This is a genomic window from Corallococcus sp. AB045 (assembly GCF_003668895.1).
Lineage (GTDB): Bacteria > Myxococcota > Myxococcia > Myxococcales > Myxococcaceae > Corallococcus > Corallococcus coralloides.
The window spans coordinates 1-25,553 of record NZ_RAWN01000064.1 but is presented as its reverse complement, the minus strand read 5'-3'; the positions used below and the strand labels follow the sequence as shown (position 1 = coordinate 25,553).

The 25,553-nt window shown below is 70.7% G+C and carries 13 protein-coding genes; 8 read left to right on the top strand and 5 right to left on the bottom strand.

Annotated features, from left to right (window positions below):
• Positions 1-145: 145 nt before the first annotated feature.
• The 5 genes from D7Y21_RS17450 (at position 146) to D7Y21_RS17430 (ending at position 15,897) form a co-directional block, all read left to right on the top strand.
• Positions 146-1,486: an MFS transporter gene (locus tag D7Y21_RS17450; protein ID WP_121714504.1), complete on the top strand. Its 1,341-nt coding sequence runs from the start codon at positions 146-148 to the stop codon at positions 1,484-1,486.
• A gap of 223 nt (positions 1,487-1,709) precedes the next feature.
• Positions 1,710-3,176: an ATPase domain-containing protein gene (locus D7Y21_RS17445; protein ID WP_121714522.1), complete on the top strand. Its 1,467-nt coding sequence runs from the start codon at positions 1,710-1,712 to the stop codon at positions 3,174-3,176.
• Positions 3,173-4,249, top strand: a complete 1,077-nt coding sequence (locus D7Y21_RS17440) for a HAMP domain-containing sensor histidine kinase (RefSeq protein WP_120563591.1) — start codon at positions 3,173-3,175, stop codon at positions 4,247-4,249. Before D7Y21_RS17445 ends, D7Y21_RS17440 begins: the two co-directional genes overlap by 4 nt.
• A 94-nt stretch (positions 4,250-4,343) precedes the next feature.
• A complete protein-coding gene (locus tag D7Y21_RS17435; protein WP_199724318.1) occupies positions 4,344-5,579 on the top strand; it encodes an MFS transporter in 1,236 nt (411 codons plus the stop codon).
• A gap of 13 nt (positions 5,580-5,592) precedes the next feature.
• The gene (locus D7Y21_RS17430) at positions 5,593-15,897 is read left to right on the top strand and encodes a non-ribosomal peptide synthetase (RefSeq protein ID WP_120563592.1); all 10,305 of its coding nucleotides are present in this window, start codon (positions 5,593-5,595) and stop codon (positions 15,895-15,897) included.
• A gap of 6 nt (positions 15,898-15,903) precedes the next feature.
• Here the strand turns inward: D7Y21_RS17430 and D7Y21_RS17425 are convergent, their stop codons facing one another.
• The 4 genes from D7Y21_RS17425 to D7Y21_RS17410 form a co-directional block, all read right to left on the bottom strand.
• Positions 15,904-17,235 carry a hypothetical protein gene (locus D7Y21_RS17425; RefSeq protein ID WP_120563593.1) on the bottom strand — a complete coding sequence of 444 codons (1,332 nt, stop codon included), beginning with the start codon at positions 17,233-17,235 and terminating at the stop codon, positions 15,904-15,906.
• Positions 17,236-17,319: 84 nt separating this feature from the next.
• Positions 17,320-18,741, bottom strand: a complete 1,422-nt coding sequence (locus tag D7Y21_RS17420; protein WP_120563594.1) for an RICIN domain-containing protein — start codon at positions 18,739-18,741, stop codon at positions 17,320-17,322.
• Between the two features lie 86 nt (positions 18,742-18,827).
• Positions 18,828-19,034 (bottom strand): YbdD/YjiX family protein, encoded by a 207-nt coding sequence (locus D7Y21_RS17415; protein WP_120563595.1) that lies wholly within the window; start codon positions 19,032-19,034, stop codon positions 18,828-18,830.
• A complete protein-coding gene (locus D7Y21_RS17410) occupies positions 19,031-21,097 on the bottom strand; it encodes a carbon starvation CstA family protein (protein WP_120563762.1) in 2,067 nt (688 codons plus the stop codon). The genes D7Y21_RS17415 and D7Y21_RS17410 overlap by 4 nt, the downstream gene beginning before the upstream one ends.
• 115 nt (positions 21,098-21,212) lie before the next feature.
• Between D7Y21_RS17410 and D7Y21_RS17405 the strand changes: the two genes are divergently transcribed.
• The gene (locus D7Y21_RS17405) at positions 21,213-22,613 is read left to right on the top strand and encodes a S41 family peptidase (RefSeq protein WP_158627305.1); all 1,401 of its coding nucleotides are present in this window, start codon (positions 21,213-21,215) and stop codon (positions 22,611-22,613) included.
• 94 nt (positions 22,614-22,707) lie between these two features.
• Positions 22,708-23,178, top strand: a complete 471-nt coding sequence (locus tag D7Y21_RS17400; RefSeq protein WP_120563596.1) for a DUF6321 domain-containing protein — start codon at positions 22,708-22,710, stop codon at positions 23,176-23,178.
• Between the two features lie 15 nt (positions 23,179-23,193).
• Here D7Y21_RS17400 and D7Y21_RS17395 read toward each other — a convergent pair whose 3' ends face one another.
• A complete protein-coding gene (locus D7Y21_RS17395) occupies positions 23,194-24,690 on the bottom strand; it encodes an NAD(P)/FAD-dependent oxidoreductase (RefSeq protein WP_233591568.1) in 1,497 nt (498 codons plus the stop codon).
• A 173-nt stretch (positions 24,691-24,863) separates the two neighbouring features.
• Here D7Y21_RS17395 and D7Y21_RS17390 point away from each other — a divergent pair, with 173 nt between their 5' ends.
• Positions 24,864-25,382, top strand: a complete 519-nt coding sequence (locus D7Y21_RS17390; RefSeq protein ID WP_120563597.1) for a GNAT family N-acetyltransferase — start codon at positions 24,864-24,866, stop codon at positions 25,380-25,382.
• The last annotated feature ends 171 nt before the right edge of the window (positions 25,383-25,553 follow it).

Sequence of the window (25,553 nt, the reverse complement as noted above, 5' to 3'; positions counted from 1 at the left end):
CTCGCAATTCCCGGAAGATACCTATGCCGAGACCTCCCCACAAGTTTCGCACAACGTGTCAACAGGTTTTACGGTGAATACACTTTAACAACGTGATGGATCGCTGACACCCGAGGCGTCCGGCATATCCTCCCGGTCCTCCCGCATGGCGACCTCCCCTTCCAACGCCCCGTCCCCGCTGGCCGCTCCCCGTCCGCTGTCCGCCCGGGACATCCGCACCCTGGGGCTGGCGGCGCTGGGGGGCGCGCTGGAGTTCTATGACTTCATCATCTTCGTGTTCTTCACGGCGGTGATGGGGAAGCTGTTCTTCCCTCCGGAGACGGCGGACTGGCTGCGGCAGTTGCAGACGTTCGGGCTGTTCGCGGCGGGCTACCTGGCGCGGCCGTTGGGCGGCATCGTGATGGCGCACTTCGGGGACCGGACCGGGCGCAAGCGGATGTTCACGTTGAGCGTCTTCCTGATGTCGGTGCCCACGCTGTGCATGGGCCTGTTGCCCACGTTCGCCACGGCCGGGTACGCGGCGCCGCTCTTGCTGCTCACGCTGCGGCTGTTGCAGGGGGCGGCGGTGGGCGGCGAGGTGCCGGGCGCGTGGGTGTTCGTCTCCGAGCACGTGCCGGAGCGCCGCGTGGGCCTGGCGTGCGGGACGCTCACCTCCGGGCTCACGCTGGGCATCCTGTTGGGCTCGCTGGTGGCCACGGCGGTCAACACCGCCTTCACGCCGGAGCAGGTGCTGGCGTACGGCTGGCGCGTGCCCTTCGTGGTGGGCGGCGTGTTCGGCTTCTTCGCCGTGTTCCTGCGCCGCTGGCTCCAGGAGACGCCCGTCTTCGAGGAGATGCGCCAGAAGAAGGCGCTGGTGCGCGAGCTGCCGCTCAAGGCCGCGCTCCGGGGCCACGCGCCCGCCGTCGTGGTGTCCATGCTGTTCACCTGGGTGCTCACCGCGGGCATCGTGGTGGTCATCCTGATGACGCCCACGCTGATGCAGCAGCTGCACGGCATCCCGCCCGCGAAGGCGCTGGCGGCCAACAGCGTGGCCACGCTCACGCTCACGGTGGGCTGCATCTGCTACGGGCTGCTCGCGGACCGGCTGGGACCCACGCGGGCCATGGCCATCGGCTCGGGGATGCTGCTCGTCGCCGCGCAGGTGTTCTACCGGGGCGTGGCGAGCGCGCCGGAGCACCTGGTGCCGCTCTACGCGGGCGTGGGGTTCTGCGTGGGCGTGGCCGGCGTGGTGCCCGCGGTGATGGTGCAGGCCTTCCCCCCGGCGGTGCGCTTCTCCGGCCTGTCGTTCTCCTACAACGTGGCGTACGCGCTGTTCGGCGGCCTCACGCCGCTCGCCGTGACGCTGGCCCTGAAGGAGAACCCGCTCGCGCCCGCGCACTACGTCTCCGCGGTGTGCGCGGTGGGGCTCGTGGTGTCGTTGCTGCTCTTCCGGGGCTTCACCGCCCGTGCCAGCGCCCCGGACGAGCAGCCCGCGCCGTCGCGCTGACGCCCGTCCGCCCACCTGGCGGCCAGGGGTGTTGACGTATAGCCGACAGATGGGACGCGCGAGTTCACGAAGCCAACCCCGTCCGGGGCGCGTCGGCTATGCGGAGGGAACAGCGGAGGGGACTTTGGACATGCCCTGTTCCCCTCCCGTGCGCACCTTGTCCCGGCGCGTGTTTCCGGAAGGCGGAAGCTCCGCGCATTGACCCTCTCCGATGGAACCCGGCATGCCCAGCAAGCCCCCGCTCTTCCAGAGCGGCATCCCCAGCCTCGACGCCATTCTCGGAGGCGGCATCCCCCCACGCCAGTCCTTCATCGTCACCGGGACGCCCGGGTCGGGGAAGACGGTGCTGTGCAGCCAGATCGCCTTCGCGGCCGCGGCGCGCGGCGTTCCCGTGGTGGTGGCCACCGTCACCTCGGAGCCCCACGACAAGCTGATGGAGGCCCTGTCCGGCTTCTCCTTCTTCCAGCCGGAGGTGCTGGGCGAGAAGTTCTTCCTCATCAGCGCCTACTCGGCGCTCAAGCGGGGCGCGAAGGAGGCCCGGGAGCTGCTGCTGCAGACGGTGCGCGAGCGCGGCGCGGCGATGCTCTTCATCGACGGGCTGCGCTCCATCCGCGACCTATGGCAGGACGAAGCGCGGCTGCGCGAGTTCCTCTACGAGCTGGGCATTGGCCTGGCCGCCAGCAACTGCATTGGCCTGTTCACCACGGAGTATCCGCTGGAGCGGCTGATGGCGCTGCCGGAGGCCACCACGGTGGACGGCATCCTGTCGCTGTCCGTCCAGCCCCATGGCTCCCGCCGGGTGCGCCGGGTGGAGGTAGTGAAGCTGCGAGGCCGGCCCCACCTGTCCGGTGAGCACACCATGCTCATGCGCGAGAGCGGCGTGGAGTTCATCCCGCGCCTGGAGGCCGTTCCCCTGGAGCTCCGGGACGAACCGCCCACGCTCAAGCGCATGGGCTTCGGCCTGCCGGAGATGGACGCGCTGATGCAGGGGGGGCTTCCGGAGCTCAGCACCACGATGCTCGCGGGGAGCATGGGCATTGGCAAGACGCTGGTGGCCATGCACTTCGCCGCGGCTGGCGCGCGCCAGGGCCAGAAGGCGCTCTACATCTCCTTCTTCGATGCTCCGGCCATGCTCCGGGCCCGCGCCCTGCGCGTGGGGCTGGACGTGGCCCCCCTCCTGGACGATGGCCGGCTGACGCTGCGCCACCTGCCGCCCATGGAGCTGGAGGCGGACGCGATCGTCCGGGACCTGTTGGAGCAGGTGGACGCGCTCGGCGTCCAGCGGCTGGTGCTGGACGGGCTCACGGAGCTGGAGCTGTCCATCCTGGACCCCTCCCGGCGGCGCACCTTCCTGGCGGCGCTCGCGATGCGGCTGCGCATGCGGGGGGTCACCAGCTTGTTCACCCGCGAGGTGTCGAAGATCGTCGGCACGGAGCTGGACTTCAACGACGCGCCCGTCGCAAGCCTGGGAGAGAACCTGCTGCTCCTGCGCTACGTGGAGCTACACGGCCAGATGCACCGCCTGCTGTCCGTGCTCAAGATGCGCGACAGCGAATACACCGCGGACCTGCGCGAGTTCCAGATCAACAACACGGGACTGAAGGTGCTCGCCCCGCTGCGCTCCGCCATGGGCCTGCTCACCGGACAGGCCCGGCCGCTGGGCACCACCATTGGAGGAGTGGGTGAATGAGCCTGGTCCTCATCGCGGAGGATGAAGAGGCGCTCCTGGAGGTCTTCTCCGAGGTGGTGGAGGACCTGGGCCACCGCGTGGTGCGCGCGCACAACGGCGAAGAGGCGCTGCTGCTCGCCCGCACGGAGACGCCGGACCTGGTGGTCAGCGACCACATGATGCCGCGCAGGACGGGCATGCAGCTGCTGCACGCCATGCGCTCCGAGCCCACCCTGTCGGACGTGCCCTTCCTGCTCCTGAGCGCCGCGCGTCCGCAGGGGCGTGAAGCCGCCCAGACCTTCCTCGCGAAGCCGGTGGACCTGTCCACCTTCGAGCAGGCGGTGAGCAGCGCGCTCCAGAACCATCAGGCCGCCCGCCAGGAAGGGCCCCCCGCCGCGCGCGAGGCCCCCAACGCGCTGAGCCTGGCCCGCGAGGAGATGCTCAACTGGGTGGCGCACGAGCTGAAGACACCAATCAGCTCCGCGAGGCTCAACACGCAGCTGCTCCTGCGCAAGGTGCAGAAGCGAGGCATCGACGACGAGCGCCGCTCCGCGGAGGCCGTCCTGCGCCAGTTGGACCGGATGAACGGGCTGGTGACGTCCATCCTGGACGCCTCCCGGCTGGCGGACGGGAAGCTGGAGCTGAAGCTGGCGTCCACGGAGCTGACGCCCTTCCTCCAGGAACTCGTCCAGGAGTGGCGCGAGCTGCAACCCGAGATGGACTTCTCCCTGCACGCCCTGGATCCGGTGGAGTCGCTGATGCTGGACACGGAGCGGCTGCGCCAGGTGCTCAACAACCTGCTGTCCAACGCGGTGAAGTACAGCGGCACGTCGCGCCACGTCGAGCTGGGCGTGACGCTCAACCCGGGCCTCGTCCTCGTCCACGTCCGCGACTGGGGCGTGGGCATTCCCGCCAACGCCCTGCCCCACGTCTTCGACCGCTTCCAGCGCGCGGACGAGGACCGCGGGCGCGGCCACGGCCTGGGCCTCTTCATCGCCGCGGCCCTCGCGAAGCTGCACGGCGGCTCGCTCTCCGTCCGCTCCACCCTGGGTGAAGGCTCCACCTTCACCTTGCGCCTGCCCCGGAGGAACTGAAGCAGCACTGCACGTTTCCGCCGGAACTCCATCTAAACCAACCAGCTTGGAAGTCCGTGAACACCCGGCGCTCTCGGTGAATTAGAAAGCGAGTGTGTCCACGCCTCCTCCGTCCCGTCTGTCCTCGCTGCGCGTGATGAAGCACCGCGACTTCGCCCTGCTGTGGAGCGGAGCGGCGCTGTCCAACATCGGCACGTGGATGGAGGTGCTGGCGCTGGGCGTGTACGTGACGAAGGTCACGGGCCGGGCGGAGTGGACGGGGGGCGTGGCGGCGCTGACGTTCCTGCCGGCCATCGTGCTGTCGCCGTTGGGAGGCGCGCTGGGAGACCGGTTCGACCGGCGCCGGGCGGTGGGCCTGGGGGCGCTGGTGCAGATGGTGCTCGCGGGCACGTTGGCGGCGCTGGCCTTCAGCGGAAGGCTGACCGTGCAGTGGGTGGCGGTCATCTCCTTCCTCAACGGCTGCGCGGTGACGCTCTTCACGCCCGCGTACTCCGCGATGATCGCCGTGTCGGTGCCGAAGGAGGACCTGCACAGCGCGCTCAGCCTCAACGCCGCGCAGAACAACCTGGGCCGCATCTGCGGGCCCGCGCTGGGGGCGCTCGTCATCGCGCACGCGGACGTGGCCTGGGCGCTGCTCCTCAACACGCTGTCCTTTGGCGCGGTGGTGCTGTCGCTCACGCAGGTGCGGGCCACGGCCGCGGGGAAGACGGCGGACTTCGGCGGGTTGTGGGCGGGCATCCGGCAGGGCTTCCGGGTGGCGCTCGCGGACGAGGCCCTGGTGGTGGCGCTGGGTGGCACGCTGGCCATCGCGGTGTGCATCGCGCCCTTCACGGCGCTGGCGCCGGTGATGGCCATCCAGGTGTTCCAGCTGGACGCGGGCGCGACATCGGTGCTCGTCACGGCGCAGGGCGTGGGCTCGCTCCTGGCGGCGCTGAGCGCGGGGGCGCTCGCGGACCGGTTTGGCAAGGGGCGGCTGCTGGAAGTGGGCCTGCTGCTGATTGGCCCCACGGCGGCGGCGTACTGGCTGTCACCGTCGCTGGCGGTCGCGGCGGTCGCGGTGATGGCGCTGGGCGCGCTGTACATGCTGACGCTCACGGGGCTGTCCGCGCTGTGTCTGGCGCGCGTGTCCAACGAGCTCCAGGCGCGCATCGCCAGCCTGAGCGCGATGCTGCTCTTCGTGGGCTTCACGTTGGGCGTGTGGTTGCAGGGCGCGCTGGGGGACCGCTGGGGCATCCGGTGGGTCACCGCGAGCGCGGCCCTGGGGTTCTTCGTCCTCGCCGTGCTGTTGCGCGCCCTGCGCTCGCGCGGCTTCGCCGCCTTCGAAGTGTAACGGAGCCATTCCGATGACGACGTCCTCGCCGGCCACGCCGGGGAAGAAGCGCGCCCCGCTGCCCCTCGTCTCCCGCGCGCAGGCGCTCCCGCTGTCCTTCATGCAGCAGCGCCTGTGGTTCCTGGCGCAGTTGGAGGGCACGAGCGCCACGTACAACGTCTACTTCTTCGTGCGGCTGAAGGGGGAGCTGGACGCGGGCGCGCTGGAGCGGGCGCTCCAGGCCGTGGTGGCCCGGCATGAATCGCTGCGCACCACGTTCGCCGCCGTGGACGGACAGCCGGTGCAGCGCATCGCTCCGGCGCTGGATGTGCCCCTGCGCGGGGTGGACCTGTCCACGCACGGGGATGCGCGTGAGCGCGCCCTTCGCGACTGCGCGGAGGCGGAGGCCCGTGGGCCGTTCGACCTGGAGCGCGGGCCGCTGGTGCGGACCACGCTGGCGCGGCTCGCTCCGGACGAGCACGCGCTGCTCTTCGTCACGCACCACATCGTCTGCGACGCGGTGTCGCTGGGGTGGATGGCGAACGAGCTGAGCGCGCTCTACACCGCCTTCACGCGGAACGAGCCGCCCCGCCTGCCGGAGCTGCCGGCGCAGTATGCGGACTTCGCGCATTGGCAGCGCCAGGCGCTCACGGGCGACTTCCTGGAGGCCGAGCGCGCGTGGTGGAAGGAGCGGCTTTCGGGGGCGCCGCCCGCGCTGGAGCTGCCCACGGACCGGCCCCGCCCGCCGCGCCAGACGTCGCGGGGCGCGGTGTACCGCCTGCCCATGTCTCCGGCGCTGGCCACGGGCATCCGCGAGCTGAGCCGCAAGGCGGCCGTCACGCCGTACATGGCGCTGCTGGCGGCGTTCCAGGTGCTGCTGCTGCGCTACAGCGGGCAGGAGGACCTGGTGGTGGGCACGCCCGTGGCGGGGCGCGGCCGTCGCGAGGTGGAGCGGCTCATCGGCTTCTTCGCCAACACGCTGGCGCTGCGGCTGGACGCCTCTGGCGACCCGACGTTCCTCGCGCTGCTCGCCCGCGTGCGCGACGTGTGCATGGGCGCGTACGCGCATCCGGACATGCCCTTCGAACAGCTGGTGGACCTGCTGGTGCCCCAGCGCGACCCCAGCCGCTCGCCGCTGTTCCAGGCGATGTTCGTGCACGTGAACTCGCCGTGGGCCGCGCTCAAGTGGCCCGGCCTCACCGTGACGGAGGTGGACTTCGAGCCCGGCGTCGCGCGCTTCGACGTCACCCTCTTCCTCTACGAGGACCCCGGCGGCATGGAGGCCCGCTGGGAGTACAACGCGGACCTCTTCGACGAGGCGACGGTGGCGCGCATGGCCGCGCACTACGCGCGCCTGCTGGAGGGCGCCGTCGCCCGGCCGGAGTCTGCCGTCTCCGAGCTCCCCCTGCTGACGCCGCGCGAGCGGGAGCGCGCGGTGGTGGACTGGAACGACACCTTCGCGGAGGTGCCGGTGCGCTCCGGCGTGCACGCCCTCTTCGAGGACAGCGTGCGCAGGAGCCCGGACGCGGTGGCGGTGCGCTTTGGAGACGCGCACCTGACGTACGCGGAGCTGGAGGCCCGGGCGAACCGCGTGGCCCATGCGCTGCGGGCGCGCGGCGTGACGCCGGACACGGCGGTGGGGCTGTGCGTGGACCGCTCGCTGGAGCTGGCGGTGGGCGTGCTGGGCATCCTCAAGTCGGGGGCGGCCTACTGCCCGTTGGATCCGGCCTATCCGCCGGAGCGGCTGGCGCTGATGCTCCAGACGTCTCGCGCGAAGGTGCTCGTCACCCGGCGCTCGCTGGCGTCCGGCCTACCGGAGGACGGCGTGGAGCGGCTGTTCCTGGAGGACGACCCTGGCACACCCGCGACAGCGCCCGTGCCAGTGGGAGGGCCGGACACGCTGGCCTACGTCATCTTCACGTCCGGCTCCACGGGCGTGCCCAAGGGCGTGGCGATGCCGCACCGCCCGCTGCTCAACCTCATCCAGTGGCAGGTGCGCCGCTCCGCCGCGCCCCGGGGACGCACGCTCCAGTTCTCCGCGCTGAGCTTCGACGTCTGCTTCCAGGAGATGCTGCCCACCTTCGCCGCGGGCGGAGAGCTGGTGCTCATGCCGGAGGACACGCGGCGCGACGGCCGGGCCCTGCTCACGCTGATGCGCGCCCACGGCGTGGAGCGCATCTTCCTGCCCTTCGTGGCGCTCCAGCACCTGGCGGAGGTGGCGGACGCGGAAGGGCTCGTGCCCACGACGCTGCGGGAGATCAACACCGCCGGCGAGCAACTGCGGATGACCCCCGCGCTGCGCAGGCTGCTCCACGCGCTGGACGGGTGCGTGCTGGACAACCACTACGGCCCCACGGAGACGCATGCGGCCACCGCGCACGTGCTGAAGGGGAACCCGGATGCGTGGCCGGACCTGCCGCCCATTGGCCGCACCATCACCAACGCGCGGACGTACCTGCTGGACACGCGCGGCGAGCCGGTGCCGGTGGGCGTCGCGGGCGAGCTGTACATCGGCGGCGCGGGACTGGCGCGAGGCTACCTGCACCGGCCGGACCTGACGGCGGAGCGCTTCGTGCCGGATCCGCTGAGCCCGCACCCGGGCGCGCGGATGTACCGCGCCGGTGACTTCGCCAGGTATCTGCCGGACGGCACGCTGGAGTTCCTGGGCCGGCGCGACGCGCAGGTGAAGTTGCGCGGCTACCGCATCGAGCTGCCGGAGGTGGAGGCGGCGGTGGCGAAGCTGCCGGGCGTGAAGGACGTGGCGGTGGTGGCCCGCGAGGACGCGGCCCGGGGCAAGCACCTGGTGGCCTACGTGGTGACACAGCCAGGGGCGGCCGTGGATGCCAGCGAGCTCAAGGCGGCGCTGCGCGAGCGGCTGCCGGAGTACATGGTGCCCGCAGCCTTCGTGCTGCTGGATGCGTTCCCGCTCACGCCCAGCGGCAAGCTGGACCGCCGCGCCCTGCCGGCCCCGGACGACGACGCGGAAGCAGCTCGGGACTTCGTGGCCCCGCGCACGCCGCTGGAGACGGAGGTGGCGGCCGTCTTCGCCTCGCTGCTGCAACTGTCTCGCGTGGGCGTGCACGGCCATTTCTTCGAGCTCGGTGGGCACTCTCTCCTGGCGACGCAGGTGACGTCTCGGCTGCGCGACCGGCTCCAGGTGGACCTGCCCGTGCGCGCGCTGTTCGCCTTCCCCACCGTGGAGGAATTGGCGGAGCATCTGGCCTCGCTGAAGCCGGAGGCCGGCCAGGGCGCGGAGCCGCCGCTCGTGCCGCGCCCACCTGGAGAGACGCCCCTGTCCTTCGCGCAGGCGCGCCTGTGGTTCCTCACCCGGATGGATCCGGACGGGTTCTCGTACAACCTGCCCTGGTTCACGCGCTGGACGGGCCCTCTGGACGCGGACGCGTTGGAGCGCGGCCTCCAGCGTCTGGTCCAGCGGCACGAGGCGCTGCGCACGACCTTCGTGGAGCACCAGGGCCAGCCGGTGCAGCGCATTGCCTCGGTGCTGGATGTGCCCTTGCTCCGCGAGCAGGTGTCTTCGCCGGACGCGCTCACGCGTCGGGCGGAGGCAGAGGTGCGCCGTCCCTTCGACCTCGCCGAAGGCCCCCTGCTGCGCGCGACGCTGGTGCGCGTGGGTGACGGGGACCATGCCCTGCTCATCACGCTGCACCACATCATCTGCGACGGTTGGTCGCTGGGCGTGATGGAGCGCGAGCTGACGGCGCTCTACCGCGAGGAGACGGGTGGATCCTCGGCGGAGCTGCCCGCGATGCCGCTCCAGCCCGCGGACTTCGCTCGCTGGCAGCGCCTGTCGTGGGTGGGCGCGACGGTGGATGAGCGGCTCGGATGGTGGAAGGCCCGGCTCCAGGATGCGCCTCCCGCCCTGATGCTGCCCACGGACCTTCCTCGTCCGGCGGTGCAGACCTTCGAGGGCGCGCACCTGGCATGGAAGGCCTCGCCCGCGCTGTCTCGGGCCGTGGAGGCCCTGGGCCAGCGCCACGGCGTGACACCCTTCATGTTGCTGCTTGCGGGATTCCACGCCCTGCTCTCCCGCTACAGCGGGCAGGACGACCTCGTCATCGGAGCGCCGCTCGCGGGCCGTCAGCGGCAGGAGCTGGAAGGCCTGGTCGGCTTCTTCATCAACACGGTGCCTTTGCGGATCACCGCGACCCGGGACACGAGCTTCCACGACCTGGTGGGGCTCGCGCGCGACGTCACGTTGGAGTCCTTCGTCCACCAGGACCTGCCCTTCGAGCAGTTGGTGAACGCGCTCCAGCCCGAGCGCGACTCCAGCCGCGCGCCGCTGTTCCAGGTGATGTTCGTCCTGCAGAACGCCGGAGGCGCTCCGGCGCGGGCGCTGCCGGACCTGGCCGTGGAGCCGCTGGACGTGGAGACAGGGATGTCGAAGTTCGACCTCACCCTCTTCGCGCAGGAGGCCCAGGAGGGCCTGGGCTTCCTCTGGGAGTACAACACCGCCCTCTTCGAGGAGGCGACGGTGGCGCGCATGGCCGCGCACTACACGCGCCTGCTGGAGGCCGCCGTCTCCGACTTCGAGCGGCCCCTCTCCCGCATCTCGCTGCTCTCCAAGGAGGAGCGTCAGCAGCTGCTGGTGTCCTGGAACGACACCCAAGCCGACTATCCACGCGATGCGTCCCTGCCCTCCCTCTTCGAAGCGCAGGCCGCGCGCGCGCCGCATGCCATCGCGGTGTCGTTTGAAGGCAGCCAACTGACGTACGCGGAGCTGGATGCCCGCGCGAACCAGCTCGCGCACCACCTTCGAGGACTGGGCGTGGGCGCAGGCACCCCGGTGGGCCTGTGCACCGGCCGCTCGCTGGAGATGGTGGTGGCCACGCTGGCCATCCTCAAGGCCGGTGGCGCCTACGTCCCGTTGGATCCGTCCTACCCGGCCGAGCGCCTCCTCTTCATGGCCCGGGACACGCAATTGCCGGTGTTGCTCGTGCAACCGGGACAGGAGGAGAAGCTCGCGGCGCTGGAGGCGCGGGTGGTGGTGCTGGAGCCGTCGTGGCGTCCGTTCGCGAGGGAGTCCACGCACGCGCCGCGCATCCACGTGCCTCCCGAGGCGCTGGCCTACGTCATGTACACATCCGGCAGCACCGGCCGGCCCAAGGGCGTGTGCATCCCGCACAGGGGCGTGGTGCGGCTGGTGACGGGCGCGAACTACGCGCGGTTCGGGCCGGAGGAGGTGTTCCTCCAGCTGGCGCCCATCTCCTTCGACGCGGCGACGCTGGAGCTGTGGGGCGCGCTGCTGCACGGCGCGAAGCTGGTCGTCTTCCCGGCGCACCAGCCGTCACTGGAGGAGCTGGGTTCCACGCTGGAGCGCGAAGGCATCACCACGCTGTTCCTCACCACCGCGCTGTTCGAGCAGATGGTGATGGCACAGCCCCGCGCGCTCGCGCGCGTACGGCAGGTGTTGACGGGCGGAGACGTGATGTCCCCGGTGGCCGCGCGGAGACTTCTGGAAGAGGGCCAGCTCATCGTCAACGCCTATGGCCCCACGGAGAACACGACCCTCTCCACCGCGCACCGGCTGACCGTACCCGCGGATGCGCGAGCCCCCATTTCCATTGGCCAGCCCATCGCCAACTCGCAGGCCTACGTGCTGGACGCGCTGGGCGCCCCGGCCCCCGTGGGTGTGGCGGGCGAGCTGTACGTGGGCGGTGACGGTCTGGCGTGGGGCTACCTGTACCAGCCCGCGTTGACGGCGGAGCGCTTCGTTCCGCATCCATTCAGCACCACGCCAGGAGCGCGGCTGTATCGCACGGGTGACCGCGCGAGGTGGCGCGCCGACGGCGTGCTCGACTTCCTCGGCCGGAACGACTCACAGGTGAAGGTGCGCGGCTTCCGCATCGAGCCGGGAGAAATCGAGACCGCCCTCAAGGACTCGGAGGGCGTCACGGACGCGGTCGTCGTCGTGCGCGAGGACGTCCCCGGCGACAAGCGCCTGGTGGCCTACGTCGTCGGCGCGGAGGTGGAGCAGGTCGCGCTGCGCACCAGCCTCGCCGCGAAGCTGCCGGCGCACATGGTGCCCTCCGCCATCGTGAAGCTGGAGCGGCTGCCGCTCACGCCTTCGGGGAAGGTGGACCGCAAGGCACTGCCCGCACCGGACGCGAGCGGGAGCAAGGACACCTACGTCGCGCCGCGAGAGGGCTGGGAGTCCCTGGTCGCGGAGCTGTGGGCGCCGCTCCTGAACGTGAGCCGCGTGGGTGCGCACGACAACTTCTTCGAGCTGGGAGGCCACTCGCTCCTGGCCACGCGCGTGGTGTCGCGCCTGCGGGACGTACTCCAGCAGGACGTCCCCGTGCGCCTGCTCTTCGAGGCGCCCACGGTGGCGAGGTTCGCCGAGCGGCTGGAGGCGATGAAGAAGGGAGGCACCGGGCAGTTGGTGCCGCCCATCGTCGAGGTGTCGCGCGAGCAGTCCCTTCCCCTGTCCTTCGCGCAGCAGCGGCTGTGGTTCCTCGCGCGGCTGGAGCCGGAAGGGTACGCGTACAACGTGCCCTTCTTCTTCCAGTTGGAGGGACCGCTGGATGCTCGCGCGTTGGAGGCCGCGTTGGACGCGCTCGTCCAGCGCCATGAAGCCCTGCGCACCACCTTCTCCGAAGCGCACGGACAGCCCGTGCAGCACGTCCGTGCGCATCAGCCCCTGACGCTCGCACTGGAGGAGGCCTCGGACGATGCGCTCCGCCAGCGTGCGGAAGCGGAGGTGCGCAAGCCCTTCGACCTGGAGCATGGGCCGCTCGTGCGCGCCACGCTGGTACGCACCGCGCCGGAGCGTCACGCGTTGCTGCTGGTCATGCACCACATCGTCTGTGACTTCTGGTCCATCGACATCCTGGTGCGCGAGCTCAGGGCCCTTTACGCCGCCAGCGTGCGGCGCGAGTCCTCGGCCCTGTCCCAGCTCCCCGTGCAGTACCCGGACTTCGCTGTCTGGCAGCGACAGGTGATGCAGGGGGAAACCCTGGAGGCGCAGCGCACGTGGTGGAAACAGCACCTCGAGGGTGCTCCTCCCACGTTGGACCTGCCCACGGACCGGCCGCGTCCGCCCGTGCAGTCCTTCAAGGGCCTCCAGTTCTCACGCCCATTGCCTGCTTCTCTACCCGCCGCCATCCAATCGCTGGCGCGCGATGCCGGTGTCACTCCCTTCATGCTGCTGCTCGCGGGCTTCCATGCGCTGCTCGCCCGTCACAGCGGCCAGGAGGACATCGTCGTCGGCACGCCCATCGCCGGGCGCGGCCGTCGCGAGGTGGAGAACCTCATTGGCTTCTTCACCAACACCCTCGCGCTTCGCGTGGATGCCTCCGGCGCGGAGAGCTTCCGCGCGCTGCTGGGCCGCGTCCGCGAGGCCTGCCTCGGTGCCTACGCCCACCAGGACATGCCCTTCGAACAGCTCGTCGATGCGCTCGTTCCCTCGCGTGACCTGAGCCGCTCGCCGCTGTTCCAGGTGATGTTCGTCTTCCAGAACGCGGGCGCTCCCTGGGAGCTGCCCGGTGTCTCCGTGCGGGCGCTGACCTTCGAGCCTGGAATGGCCAAGTTCGACCTCACCCTCTTCGTGCGCGAGTCGCCCGATGGATGGTCGAGCGCCTGGGAGTACAACACCGCCCTCTTCGACGAGGACACGGTCGCGCGCTTCGCGGACCACTACACGCAGCTCCTCGAAAGCGCGCTCGCGGCACCGGATGCCCCGCTGACCACGCTGCCCCTGCTCACCGACACGGAGCAACGACAGCTCGCGCAGTGGACGCTCCAATCGGTGCCCTACCCCGCCGTGCCCAGCGTCCATGCCTTCTTCGAAGCCACGGCCACGAGCACGCCTGACGCCATCGCGGTGCGCTTCGGAGCTCAGACGCTCACCTACGGAGAGCTGGAGCGCCGCTCCAACCAACTCGCGCACCACCTGCGCCGGCACGGCGTGAGCGCCGACGTCCGCGTGGGCATCCATCTGCACCGCTCGCTGGAGCTGGCCGTGGCCGTGCTGGGAACGCTCAAGGCGGGGGGCGCCTACGTGCCGCTGGATCCGGCCTATCCGCCGGAGCGGCTCTCCGCGATGCTCCAAGCGTCGGGGGCGGCGGTGCTGCTCACGTCGCGTGCGCTGCGCGGCGTCCTGGCCAGTGGCACCGCGCTGTCGCTGGAGCTCGACACGCAGGCGGACCTCCTCACCCGCGAGTCCGACGCGCGTCCCGACCCCGTGGGCAACGCGCAGGCGCTCGCCTACGTCATCTTCACCTCCGGCTCCACCGGCACGCCCAAGGGCATCGCGATGCACCGCGAGGCGCTGGTGAACCTGCTCCACTGGCAGTTGGGGGACTCGGTGGCGCCCGGGGCGCGCACGCTCCAGTTCTCCGCGCTGAGCTTCGACGTATCCTTCCAGGAGCTGTTCGCGACCTGGGCCGCGGGCGGCGAGCTGGTGCTGCTCACCGACGAGGTCCGCCGAGACGCAAGCCAGCTGCTCGCGCTTTTGGAGGGCGCGGGCATCGAGCGGTTCTTCATGCCCTTCGTCGCGCTCCAGAACCTGGCGGAGGTGGCCGAGCGCGAGGGCACCTTCCCCACGCGCGTCCGGGAGATCATGGTCGCGGGTGAGCAGCTGCGCATGACGCCCGCGCTCCGCCGCTTCATGAAGCGCACGGGCGCCGTGCTGCACAACCACTACGGGCCCTCCGAAGCCCACGCGGTGACGTCGCTGTCGCTGAAGGGCGACCCGGCGGCGTGGCCGGACCTGCCCTCCATTGGCAAGCCCCTGAGCAACGTGGCCATCCACGTGCTGGACGCGCACCTGCGCCCGGTGCCGCGAGGCGTGACGGGCGAGCTGTACGTGGGCGGCGTCCAGGTCTGCCGCGGCTACCTGGAGCAGCCCGGCCTCACCGCCGACCGCTTCATCCCCGACCCCCACAGCCCCACGCCGGGAGGCCGGCTGTACCGCACGGGCGACTGGGCCCGGTTCCTGCCGGACGGCACGCTGGAGTTCCTCGGCCGGCGCGACGCGCAGGTGAAGGTGCGCGGCTTCCGCATCGAGCTGGGAGAAGTCGAAGCGGCGCTGGCGCAGCACCCGTCGGTGCGGGACTGCATCGTCGACGCAAGGGACGACGGCGGCGGCCAGAAGCGACTGGTGGCCTGGGTGGTGGGCGCCGCCGGGAAGTCCCTGGACGTCGGCGCGCTGCGGAGCTTCCTCCAGCAGCGGCTGCCGGAATACATGGTGCCCGCGCGCTGGGTCCCGATGGAGAGGTTCCCGCTGACGCCCTCGGGCAAGGTGAACCGCAAGGCGCTGCCCGCGCCCGAAGGAGGTCGTGAAGACACGCGGACCCTGGTGGCGCCCCGGACGCCGCTGGAGCTGCGGCTCGTGCGCATCTGGGAGGAGGTGCTGGGCGTGCACCCCATTGGCGTGCGCGACAACTTCTTCGAACTGGGCGGGCACTCGCTGCTGACCTTGCGGTTGCAGTCCGCCATCCGCGCCAGGCTGGGCCGTCCGCTGCCCGTGGCGGCCCTCTTCCAGAACGCGACCGTGGAGCACCTGGCGGGCCTGCTCCGGGACGACGCCGCGCCCTGGACGCCCCTCGTCGCGATCCAGGAGGGACAGGAAGGCGTGCGTCCCTTCTTCTGCGTCCACGCGGTGGGAGGCAACGTCGTCCCCTACGCGGAGCTGGCCCGAGCCCTGGGGCCCCAGCAGCCGTTCTACGGACTCCAGGCCCGCGGTCTGGACGGCGCGGAGCCCCCCTGCGAATCCATCCCGAAGATGGCGGCCCTCTACGTGCGCGCGATACGCGAGGTCCAACCGCACGGCCCCTATCTGCTGGGCGGCTGGTCCATGGGCGGCAGCGTCGCGTGGGAGATGGCCCACCAGCTGCGGCGCGAAGGCGAGACGGTGGCGCTGCTCGCGCTGCTGGACACCTCCGCGAGACTGCACTCGGGCAACCCGGATGACGTGAACGCGAAGGCGCGGCTGAGCGCGATGTTCCTGGAGGATCTACTGCGCGCCTCGGGCCAGCCGCTGCCTCCGAACGAAGGGCTCTCCCCCCACCAGTGGATGGAAGCGCTGGAACAGGCCAGCCAGCCCCTGTTCGCGTCGGAGCAACCGCTGCGCGAGATGCGCCACGCGTTCGAGGTCCACCTGCACGCGGCCTGGGTCTACGCACCGCCTCCGGCCAGCGGGCCCTTCACCGTGTTCGAAGCGGAGGACTCACGCTGGGACCACGGCTGGGCCGCCTACGCGCCTGGCGGACTGGACGTGCACCCGGTGCCCGGAGACCACTACTCCTTCCTGAAGTCACCCCACGTCCAGGTGCTGGCCGACAGGCTGCGCGACGCGCTCTCGAAGGCCCAGGAGCCCTGACAGCGGTCACGGGCGCGGGGCGCCTCGGACAAAGACGGACCACCCGATGGGATTGATGGGCACGTAAGCCTCCGCGCCCGGTGTCTCGCGGGTCACGCGGATGAGGTGGGCGGTCCGGGCCCAGTCGCGCTCGGGGCCCCACGGCTCGAAGGCCCACCGTGGATAGGCCAGCACCATCACGGCGACGCACAGGCCCGCGGCGAAGAGGGGCCGGAACCTCGCCAGCGCCGCCACCCAGAGGACGACACCCGCCGGGAGCGCGAACAGCATGTAGCGGTCCTCCACCACCCCCGGATCCCGGAACGCGCCGAACGTGGGGTACTCGGCGGATCCGGAGCGCACGTACCAGGTGAGCGGGATCAACAGGAAGACACACGCGCAGGCGGCCACCAGCAACACGCGTGGACGCGCGGGCACCCGGCGGAGGCCCAGGACGAGCACGGCGATGAACCCGCACGCCACCAGGATCCGGACCACGAGCGGCCGGCGGAAGTAGGACAGCGTCCCTCCGTCGCCCAGCACCGGGTGCAGCACGTAGCGGACGTTGAACGTGTTCCAGAGGTGCTCGGCCATGCGGGAGAGCGGCCAGTGGGCGAAGTCCGAAGCGGGCATGCCCGACTGACGGAAGAGCACCATGTTCACCCCCGCCGGCACGGTCAGCACCACCACCGCAATCCCCTCCCAGAGCACCTCACGCGCGGGCCGGCCGTCGCGCCACCGCATCACGCCACGCAGCAGGAAGACCGGCGCGAGCAACACGCTCTCGCCCGCGCTCGAGGCCGCCGCGAGCAGCACCACGCCGTCGGCGATTCCCAGCGGCCGCTCCAGGTCCTGGAGCGCCACGAGCATGGCCGCGTAGAAGAGGATGGAGTGGAGGTTGGCGAGGTTGCCCGTCACCTCCCAGGTCCCCGGCAGGAAGCAGAACGCCATGGCGGCGAGCACGCGGACGCCGTCATGGGGCACCAGCCAGCGGAAGCGGACCCGCGCGATGAGCGCGAACACCGCCGCGTCGATGGCCAGGATGACGAACGCCAGCCCAAGCGCGAACGCCTCGATGGGCAGGAACGACAGGCCCCAGGCCAGCAACCGGGGAACGATGTGCAGATAGCCCGCGTAGGGGATGAACGTGGCGCCCAGGCCGTGCGCGAGCGCATCCGTCAGGAACACCGCTCCATCTTCCGCCCACAGGTGCGCCTGGAAGAGCCGCGCGTGCGAGCGCAGCGCCAGCACCGCGAAGCACAACCCCAGCGCCGTCGCGTACGGGGCGCGCAGGCGCTCCCACCCCAGGTCGATGGGACGACGGAGCAGCTGCCCCCACCGGGAGAATGAGTCGGTCATCGCGGACGCCCCTATACCATCCGCCCCGTGCTCCCGGGGCACGACGGGGCCGGCACGGCGCCGGTCCCGCCTCCCGCCAAGGGGCTACAGCGCTTCCAGCCGGAACTGCTGGCAGTCGTTGTTGGACCAGGTCCACTGCTGGAGCAGCGTGCCGTCACCGCTGCCCTGCTGGCAGCCCGTCACGTCCAGCACCTTGCCGCTGTGGCGCGCCTCCAGGCGGTGGTAGCCGTTGCCCAGGGCCACCGGCTTGAACTGCTGGTTGCTCCCGCCGCCGTAGGACCACTGCTGGAGCCCCGCGCCGTCCGCCGTGCTCACGTCCCGCACGTCCAGCGCCTTGCCGCTGTAGCGCGACACGAAGCGGTAGTAGCCGCTGTCCGTCGCCTCCATCGACCACTGCTGGCTTGCGCCCGTGTGGCAGGCCCACTGGTGGATGGTGGCGCCGTCCGCCGTGCTGGGGCCGTTGATGTCCATGCACCGGCTGGAGGCCTTGTTCACCAGCCGGTACGCCCCCGTGCCGCCGCCCGTGCCCTGCGCCACGGAGTAGATGGCGTTGAGCAGCGATGTGCTCCCGGACGTGTCCTGGGACAGCTCCCAGATCATCACGCCGCCGTTCTGCTTCCCCAGCTGCGTCTTCGCCTGGATGGTCGCGATGCCGTTGTAATAGACGTCCCCCACGTTGTCCTTGTAGGGCGCCTGCGAGTCGCGAGCGACGAGCTCCGAATAGCCCACGTAGCTCGACGGCGAGCGCCCGTAGAACGGCACGCCCAGCACCGCCTTCGACGCCGGCAGCCCGCGCCCCTTCCAGTAGTTCAGCGACTGGACCGCCAGGTCATACGTCGAATGCGGCTGCCCGCCGTCGTAGGCCATGATGTTGAGGAAATCGACGTCGTTGAACACGGACGCCTGCACGCCGCCGCCCGTGTAGCCGTTGGCCACCACCGCCGCCGTGAGCAGCTTGCCCCGGCTGTGCATGGCCACGCCCAGCTCGCGCATCAGCGCCGCGTAGTTGTTCCCCGACGTGCCGGGGTCCGGGTACTCCCAGTCGATGTCCACGCCGTCCAGCCCGGCCGCGTTGACGAAGTTCACCACCGAGTTCACGAACGCCGTGCGCGTGCTCGCGTTGGCCGCCATCTGCTCGAAGGCGCTGTCGTTGCCGTCGTTCCAGCCGCCTACGGCAATGAGCACCTTCACACCCTGCGCATGCGCCTGCGTCACCAGCGAGCGCAGCCGCGCGTCAGAGCTGCTCACCCCCGTGAGCCCGCCGGACGCCGTGGGCAACACGAACGCGTAGTTGATGTGAGACAGCTTCGAGTACTGCAGCGCATTCACATCCCCCGCCCACGTCGGCAGGTAGCCCACCACCCGCGTCGACAGCGCGGCCGACTCCACGTTCCCCACCGGCTCCCCGGCGACAGGCGCGTCCTCCGGGCCCGAGCAGCCGCCCAACGATGCGAGAAACACGGCGCCCAGCGCCCACGTCCGGAACGGCGTCGAGGTACGAGACACGGCAGACTCCTGCGAAGGGGTTGAACGGGCTTGACCCGTAAAACCCACTAAGCAGCTTTATCTGGAAGACTCAACGATTCATCTTCTCAGCAGCACCGGCCGCCACCGCCGCGGTAGCGGGCCTGGAGGCGGTCGTTGAAAAACTCCGCGTAGGTCATCACCGGCCTGTCCGGATGATGACGGCGCATGTGGGCGACGTAGGTGTCGTAATCCGGCACGCCAATCATCAGCCGCGCGGTGCGCACGGCCTGCCGCCAGCCGCGCTGGAGCGCCTGCGTGAGTGCGCGCCTCACGGCTTCACCGGGACGGCCGCGGCCACGTAGGGCGTCTCGTGCGACGTGGGCACCGGCGAACTCCGGGCCCGGAGCGCGGCGCGCACGCCGAAGAGGATTGTCGCCACCACCACCCCCATGAAGAACACGGTGAGGCCGGCATCCAGGTAGTCATTGTGGATGATGGCCTCCATCTCCTCCACGGACTTCGCGGGGGCGATGAGACGCCCTTCGGCCACCGCCTGGGAGAAGGCCCGCGCGTGGGCCACGAAGCTCACGCGCACGTCACCGCCGAACACCTTCTGGAAGCCGGCGGTGAGCGTGCACAGCACCAGCCACGCGGCGGGGATGCCGGGCACCCAGACGTAGCGCTCGCGCTTCATCTTCACCAGCGCCACGCAGCCCAACGTGAGCGCCACCGCGGCGAGCATCTGGTTGGCGATGCCGAACAGCGGCCACAGCGTGTTGATGCCGCCCAGCGGATCCACCACGCCCTGGTAGAGGAAGTAGCCCCAGGCGGCCACGCACAGCCCGGTGGCCAGCAGGTTCGCGCCCCAGGACTCCGTGCGCTTGAGCGGCGCGTACACCAGGCCCGCCAGCTCTTGAATCATGAAGCGCCCCACGCGCGTGCCGGCGTCCACGGTGGTGAGGATGAAGAGGGCCTCGAAGAGGATGGCGTAGTGGTACCAGAAGGCCATCATCCCCTTACCGGACACCAGCCCGTGGAGGATCTGCGCCATGCCCACCGCCAGGGTGGGCGCGCCGCCCGCGCGGGACAGGATGGTCGTCTCACCGATGTCGCGCGCCGTCTGCTCCAGCACCTCCGGGGTGATGACGAAGCCCCACTGGCTGATCGTCGCCGCCGCCTGCGCCGCTTCGGTGCCGATGAGCGCCGCGGGCGAGTTCATGGCGAAGTAGACGCCCGGCTCCAGCACCGACGCGGCGATGAGCGCCATGATGGCCACGAAGGCCTCCATCAGCATGGCGCCGTAGCCCACGAGCTTCGCGTCGCCCTCCGTGGCGAGCATCTTCGGCGTGGTGCCGGACGCGATGAGCGAGTGCCACCCGGACACCGCGCCGCACGCGATGGTGATGAAGAGGAACGGGAACAGGCTGCCGGAGAACACCGGCCCGGAGCCGTCCACGAAACGCGTCACCGCCGGCATCTTCATGTGCGGCGCCGCCAGGATGATGCCCACCGCCAAGAGCAGCACGGTGCCAATCTTGAGGAAGGTGGACAGGTAGTCGCGCGGCGCGAGCAACAGCCACACCGGCAGCACCGCCGCGCAGAACCCGTAACCGATGAGCAGCCACGCCAGCGTGCGGCTGTCGAAGGTGAACCAGGGGCCCCAGGTGGCGGACTCGGAGACCTGGCCGCCCAGCCAGATGCTGAGCATCAGCAGCACGAAGCCGACGATGGACACCTCCAGCACCTTGCCGGGCCGCACGTAGCGCAGGTACAGGCCCATGGCCACCGCGATGGGGATGGTCATCGCCACGGTGAAGGTGCCCCAGGGGCTGTGCGTCAGCGCCTTCACCACCACCAGCGCCAGCACCGCCAGGATGATCATCATGATCATCAGCACGCCCACCATGGCCGTCACGCCGGCTGCGGGCCCCAGCTCCATGCGCACCATGTCGCCCAGCGACTTGCCGTCGCGGCGCACGGACAGGAACAGCGTCACGAAGTCCTGCACCGCGCCGGCCACCACCACGCCCGCGAGAATCCAGAGCGTGCCGGGCAGGTAGCCCATCTGCGCCGCCAGCACCGGGCCCACCAGCGGCCCCGCGCCCGCGATGGCCGCGAAGTGGTGGCCGAACACGACCCACCGGTCCGTGGGCACGTAGTCCAGGCCGTCGTTGCGGCGCTCGGCGGGGGTGGCGCGCGAGGGGTCCACCTGGAGCGCTTTTTCGGCAATGAAACGGCCGTAGAAACGATATCCCAGCATGAACGTTGCGACCGAGGCGACCACCAGCCAGATGGCGCTGATGGACTCTCCCCGGTGCAGCGCCACCACGCCCAGACAGAAGGCCCCGGCCAGCGCCAGGGCCACCCATCCCAACTTCCGAGCGACTCCACCCATGATGTCTCCCATCAGCGGGCAGGCCACCCCCACCCCGCGCGGGGTTTATAGCGCACGCCCCGCATCCCCCCGCCCCGCTCACGGCGGGGTGTCGGGTGGTGGAGGAAGTTGGCGCGTGGCCGTTCTCCTCGGCCTCGCGGGCCTGCTCACCGCGTGCGCCGCGCCGCATGCCGCGTCGAAGGCCAGCGCCGCGGACGCGTACGGCGTGTGGCGCTCTCGCGGCTACGGCTGGCTGCTCTCGGTGACGCCGGAGGGCCTGCGCCTGCACCACGAGACGGCGGCGGGGTGCCATCCGGATCCGTCATCGTCGGCGGAGCTCGTGGAGATGTTCGGTGTGCAGGAGCCGGGGCCCTCGGCGGACGTCCGTGACTTCCTCGCCGGGCCAGGGGAGACGCGCTACCGCTTCGACCGCCTGGCTGCCCTGCCCGCCAGCTGCGACACGCCACACGTGTGGAGCGCGCTGGAGATGTTCGACGTGTTCCGGGCGACCTTCGCGGAGCACTACGCCGCCTTCCCCCAGCGAGACCCGGACTGGCTGGCCCGCCTGGACGCGCAGCGCTCGCGGGTGACACCGGGCATGGACGGCCACGCGCTGTTCACCCTCTTCGCGGACGCACTCCGTTCGCTCAACGATGCGCACGTGGAGCTGATCGCTGACGATGCGTCTTCGGACACGTTGACGTACGAGCCCCGTTCCACGGGCACGTTCGCCATGTTGAAGCAGGCGGCGGTCGTGATGGGGCGTCCCGAGCGCGAGGTGCAGCGCGAATGGATGCGCGCCTACCGCGACGGCATCCTCCAGACGGTGCTGCGCGGCGAGGGGCATCACGCCGCGAACCAGCGCGTCCTCAGGGGCTTCGCCGCGCCCCGCGTCGCATACCTCAACCTGCTGACGATGGGCGGCTTCGTCGCCAGCGAGGGAGAACAGACGCCCACGCTGGCCCAGGAACTGGCCGCGCTGGAGCCGGTGCTGGACGAGGCGCTGACGGCCTTCGCGGGTGCGGACGCGGTCATCCTGGACGTGAGCAACAACCGGGGCGGCTACGACGCCGTGGCCCGCGCCGTCGCGGAGCGCTTCACGGCCCAACCCGTGCGCGCGTATTCCAAATGGGCGACGGGCGCGAAGGATGTTCCGCCGCAGGTGTTCACACTCCAGCCCTCATCGCGTCCGTCCTTCCACGGGCCCGTGTACGTGGTGACGAGCGACGTCACGGTCAGCGCGGGCGAGGTCCTCACGCTGGCCCTGCGAGCGCTTCCGAACGTCGTCCACGTGGGCATGGCCACGCGGGGCGCGTTCTCCGACATGCTCGTCAAGCCGCTACCCAACGGGTGGACGGTGCACCTGTCGAACGAGCACTACGCCGACGCGCAGGGCCAGGACTTCGAGGCCCGGGGTCTGCCGCCCCAGCGTCCGCTGGACCTCTTCAAGGGCGAGGACTTGTGGCACTCGCACGCGCGCGCCATCCGTGCGCTGGCGGATTCGCTGGTGCCCCCGGAGGCGAAGCCCACGCCGTAGGAAGCAGGCAGCCTGTCACGGCGTGCCAACAAGGACGGGACGACCTACCTCTCATGCGGAAGCCTTCACCTCCGTCCAAAGAGGAGCACGTCCGATGCCGACCCGTTCCCCCACTCGCAAGAGCGTCACGCGGACGCGGCGCCTGAAGGATCCGAAGGGCGGCCTCACCGCGGCGGGCCGCGAGTGGTTCCACGAGAAGGAAGGCGCGAACCTCAAGCCCGGCGTGAAGGGCAAGGCGGACACACCGGAGAAGATGCGCAGGAAGGGCAGCTTCCTGCTCCGCCACTTCGCGCACCCGCGCGGGCCCATGGTGGATGACAAGGGCAAGCCCACGCGCCTCGCCCTGTCCGCTCGCGCCTGGGGCGAACCCGTGCCGAAGGACAGCGCTGGAGCGAAGCGGCTCGCCACCAAGGGCACGAAGCTCCTGGAGCGCTACCACGCGTCGCAGGAGCGCTCGAAGCCCGCCGCCAAACGCTCCGGTGCCAAGAAGACGCGGACCGCCGTGGCCGCCCGCCGTGCGACGGCGAGGAAGACCACGACCCGGAAGCGCGCGAAGAAGTCCTGAAGCCCCGCTCTTGCCTCAAGGCCGGAGCGTGAGAGGCACGCTCGCCCGCGGAAGCGTGACGTAGTCCGACGGTTCGAAGTGCTCCACCCGGTGGCGGAAGGCCCCGGTGGTGCCGGGCCAGAGGGCGGAGTTGCGCCCCGTGGCGTCCATGTACCAGCTCCGGCATCCCCCCTGGTTCCACACCGAGCGGGACAGTCGCGCCTCCAGCTCACGCACGAACGCGTCCTGGGCCTTTGGATCCGGCTCCACGGCGGCGGCGCCCCGGGCCTCCAGGTAGCGCAGCGCGCCCAGCACGTGCTCCACCTGGGCCTCCATCATCAACAGCACGGAGGTGTGGCCCAGGGTGGTGTGGGGCCCCTGAAGCAGGAAGAGGTTGGGGAAGCCGCTCACGGTGGTGCCCAGGAAGGCCCGGGGACTGCCCGCCCACACCTGCGCGAGCGTCCGGCCGTCCCGGCCCTGGATGTGGTGCCCCATGGGCATGTCCGTCGCCTGGAACCCGGTGCCGAAGATGAGCGTGTCCACCGGGTGGACCGCACCATCGCCGGTGACGACCGCGTCCTCGCGCACCTCGCGGATGGACGCGGTGACGACCTCCACGTTCGGGCGCGTGAGGGCCGGCAGATAGTCGTCGGAGACGAGGATGCGCTTGCACCCCATCGTGTACCGGGGCGTGAGCCGCTCGCGGAGCGAAGGATCCTTCACCCCCTTCAACATGTGCCGGAGCACCCATCGCTGCGCGAGCCGGAGGATCCATGGGTGCTGGAAGCCCAAAGCCAGGCTGTCGCGCAGGATGCGCAGCGCCCCACGAAGAAGCCACCGCGCGCCTGGCACCCACCGGTACAGGGCCTTTCGCAGGGCGCTGTTGGGTTTGTCGCCCCGGGGCAATACCCATGCGGGCGTGCGCTGGAAGAGGACGAGCCGGCCCACCTCCGGCTGGATGGCCGGCACGATCTGCACCGCCGACGCGCCCGTGCCCACCACCCCCACCTGACGCCCGGCCAGTGTGTAGCCCGCATCCCACCGCGCCGAGTGCATCACCTTGCCCTGGAAGCGCTCCAGCCCGGGCAGGGGTGGAATCACGGGCTCGCTCAACGTGCCCACCGCCGCCACGAGGACGTCCGCGGTGAGGGTGCCGTGGGATGTCTCCAGCACCCAGCGCCGCGTCGCCACGTCCCACTTCGCGCGGAGGACCGCGTGCCCGAAGCGCAGGAAGGATTCCAACTGGAACCGCCGCACACAGTCGCGCAGGTACTCCTGGATCTCCCAGCCCGGTGAGTAGGCGCGCGACCAGCCGGCGTTCGGCGCGAAGGAGAACGAATACAGCAGCGACTGCACGTCGCATGCGCAGCCGGGATAGACGTTGTCGCGCCAGACGCCGCCCACGTCGCCCGCGCGCTCCAGGACGACGAAGTCGTCGATGCCTTCCTGCTTCAACCGGATGGCCATGCCCAGCCCGGCGAAGCCCGCGCCCACGATGGCGACGCGCACGTGCTGAGGAAGACGGGAAGACACCGGACGGACCTCCTGGAAGCGATGGGGCACGGAGCCCCTGAACTTCATGCTGTGCATATTCCGCCCGCCACGGCACCCACGGGAAGGTCCGGCGGACTGGGGACGCCAGCCGAGGTGGCCCAAACCTGTCCGACTGTCGGACAGGTTCGCGCGGCGTAGGATTCCCCGCCGTGATGACGCCCCCCTCCTTCGCGCCCTGCCTGCGCACGGTCACCTCAGAGGACGAACCGTTCCTCTTCACGCTCTACGCGAGCACGCGCGAACAGGAACTGGCCGCGTGGGGCTGGCCGCCCGCGCAAACGGAGCTGTTCCTGCGCATGCAGCACCAGGCACAGGCCCGCCACTACGCGGCGACATATCCCCCGGAGGGCCACGCCATCATCGAAGTGGAGGGAGTGCCCGTGGGCCGCCAGTGGCTCGTGCGCACCTCCTCGGAGCTGCTGCTCGTGGACGTGACCCTGCTTCCCACGCGGCGGGGACAAGGCCTGGGCACGCACCTGCTGAAAGCGATTCAAGCGGAGGCGGCGCGGGCGCGCGTGCCCGTGCTGCTGCATGTCACGCGCGACAATCCGGCGCGGCGGCTCTACACCCGGCACGGCTTCACGTCCGTGCCGGGAAGCGACCCGGCGTCGCCTTACCTGGAGCTCCAGTGGCGGGCTCCGGAGGGCGACGCAAGAACCGGCGGCAGGTGAGCATGCCGGTCCCGTGAGGCCCCGCGCCTACAGACCCAGCAGCGTCTCGGGTTCCGGGGCAATGGTCTGGAGGAAGTAGCCGCCCATGCCCACGGCGGCGTCGACGTTCGTCGTCGTGCCCGGGAGGGTCCCGCCCGCGTTGCCACCACTCCCGCCACTGCCGCCACCCCC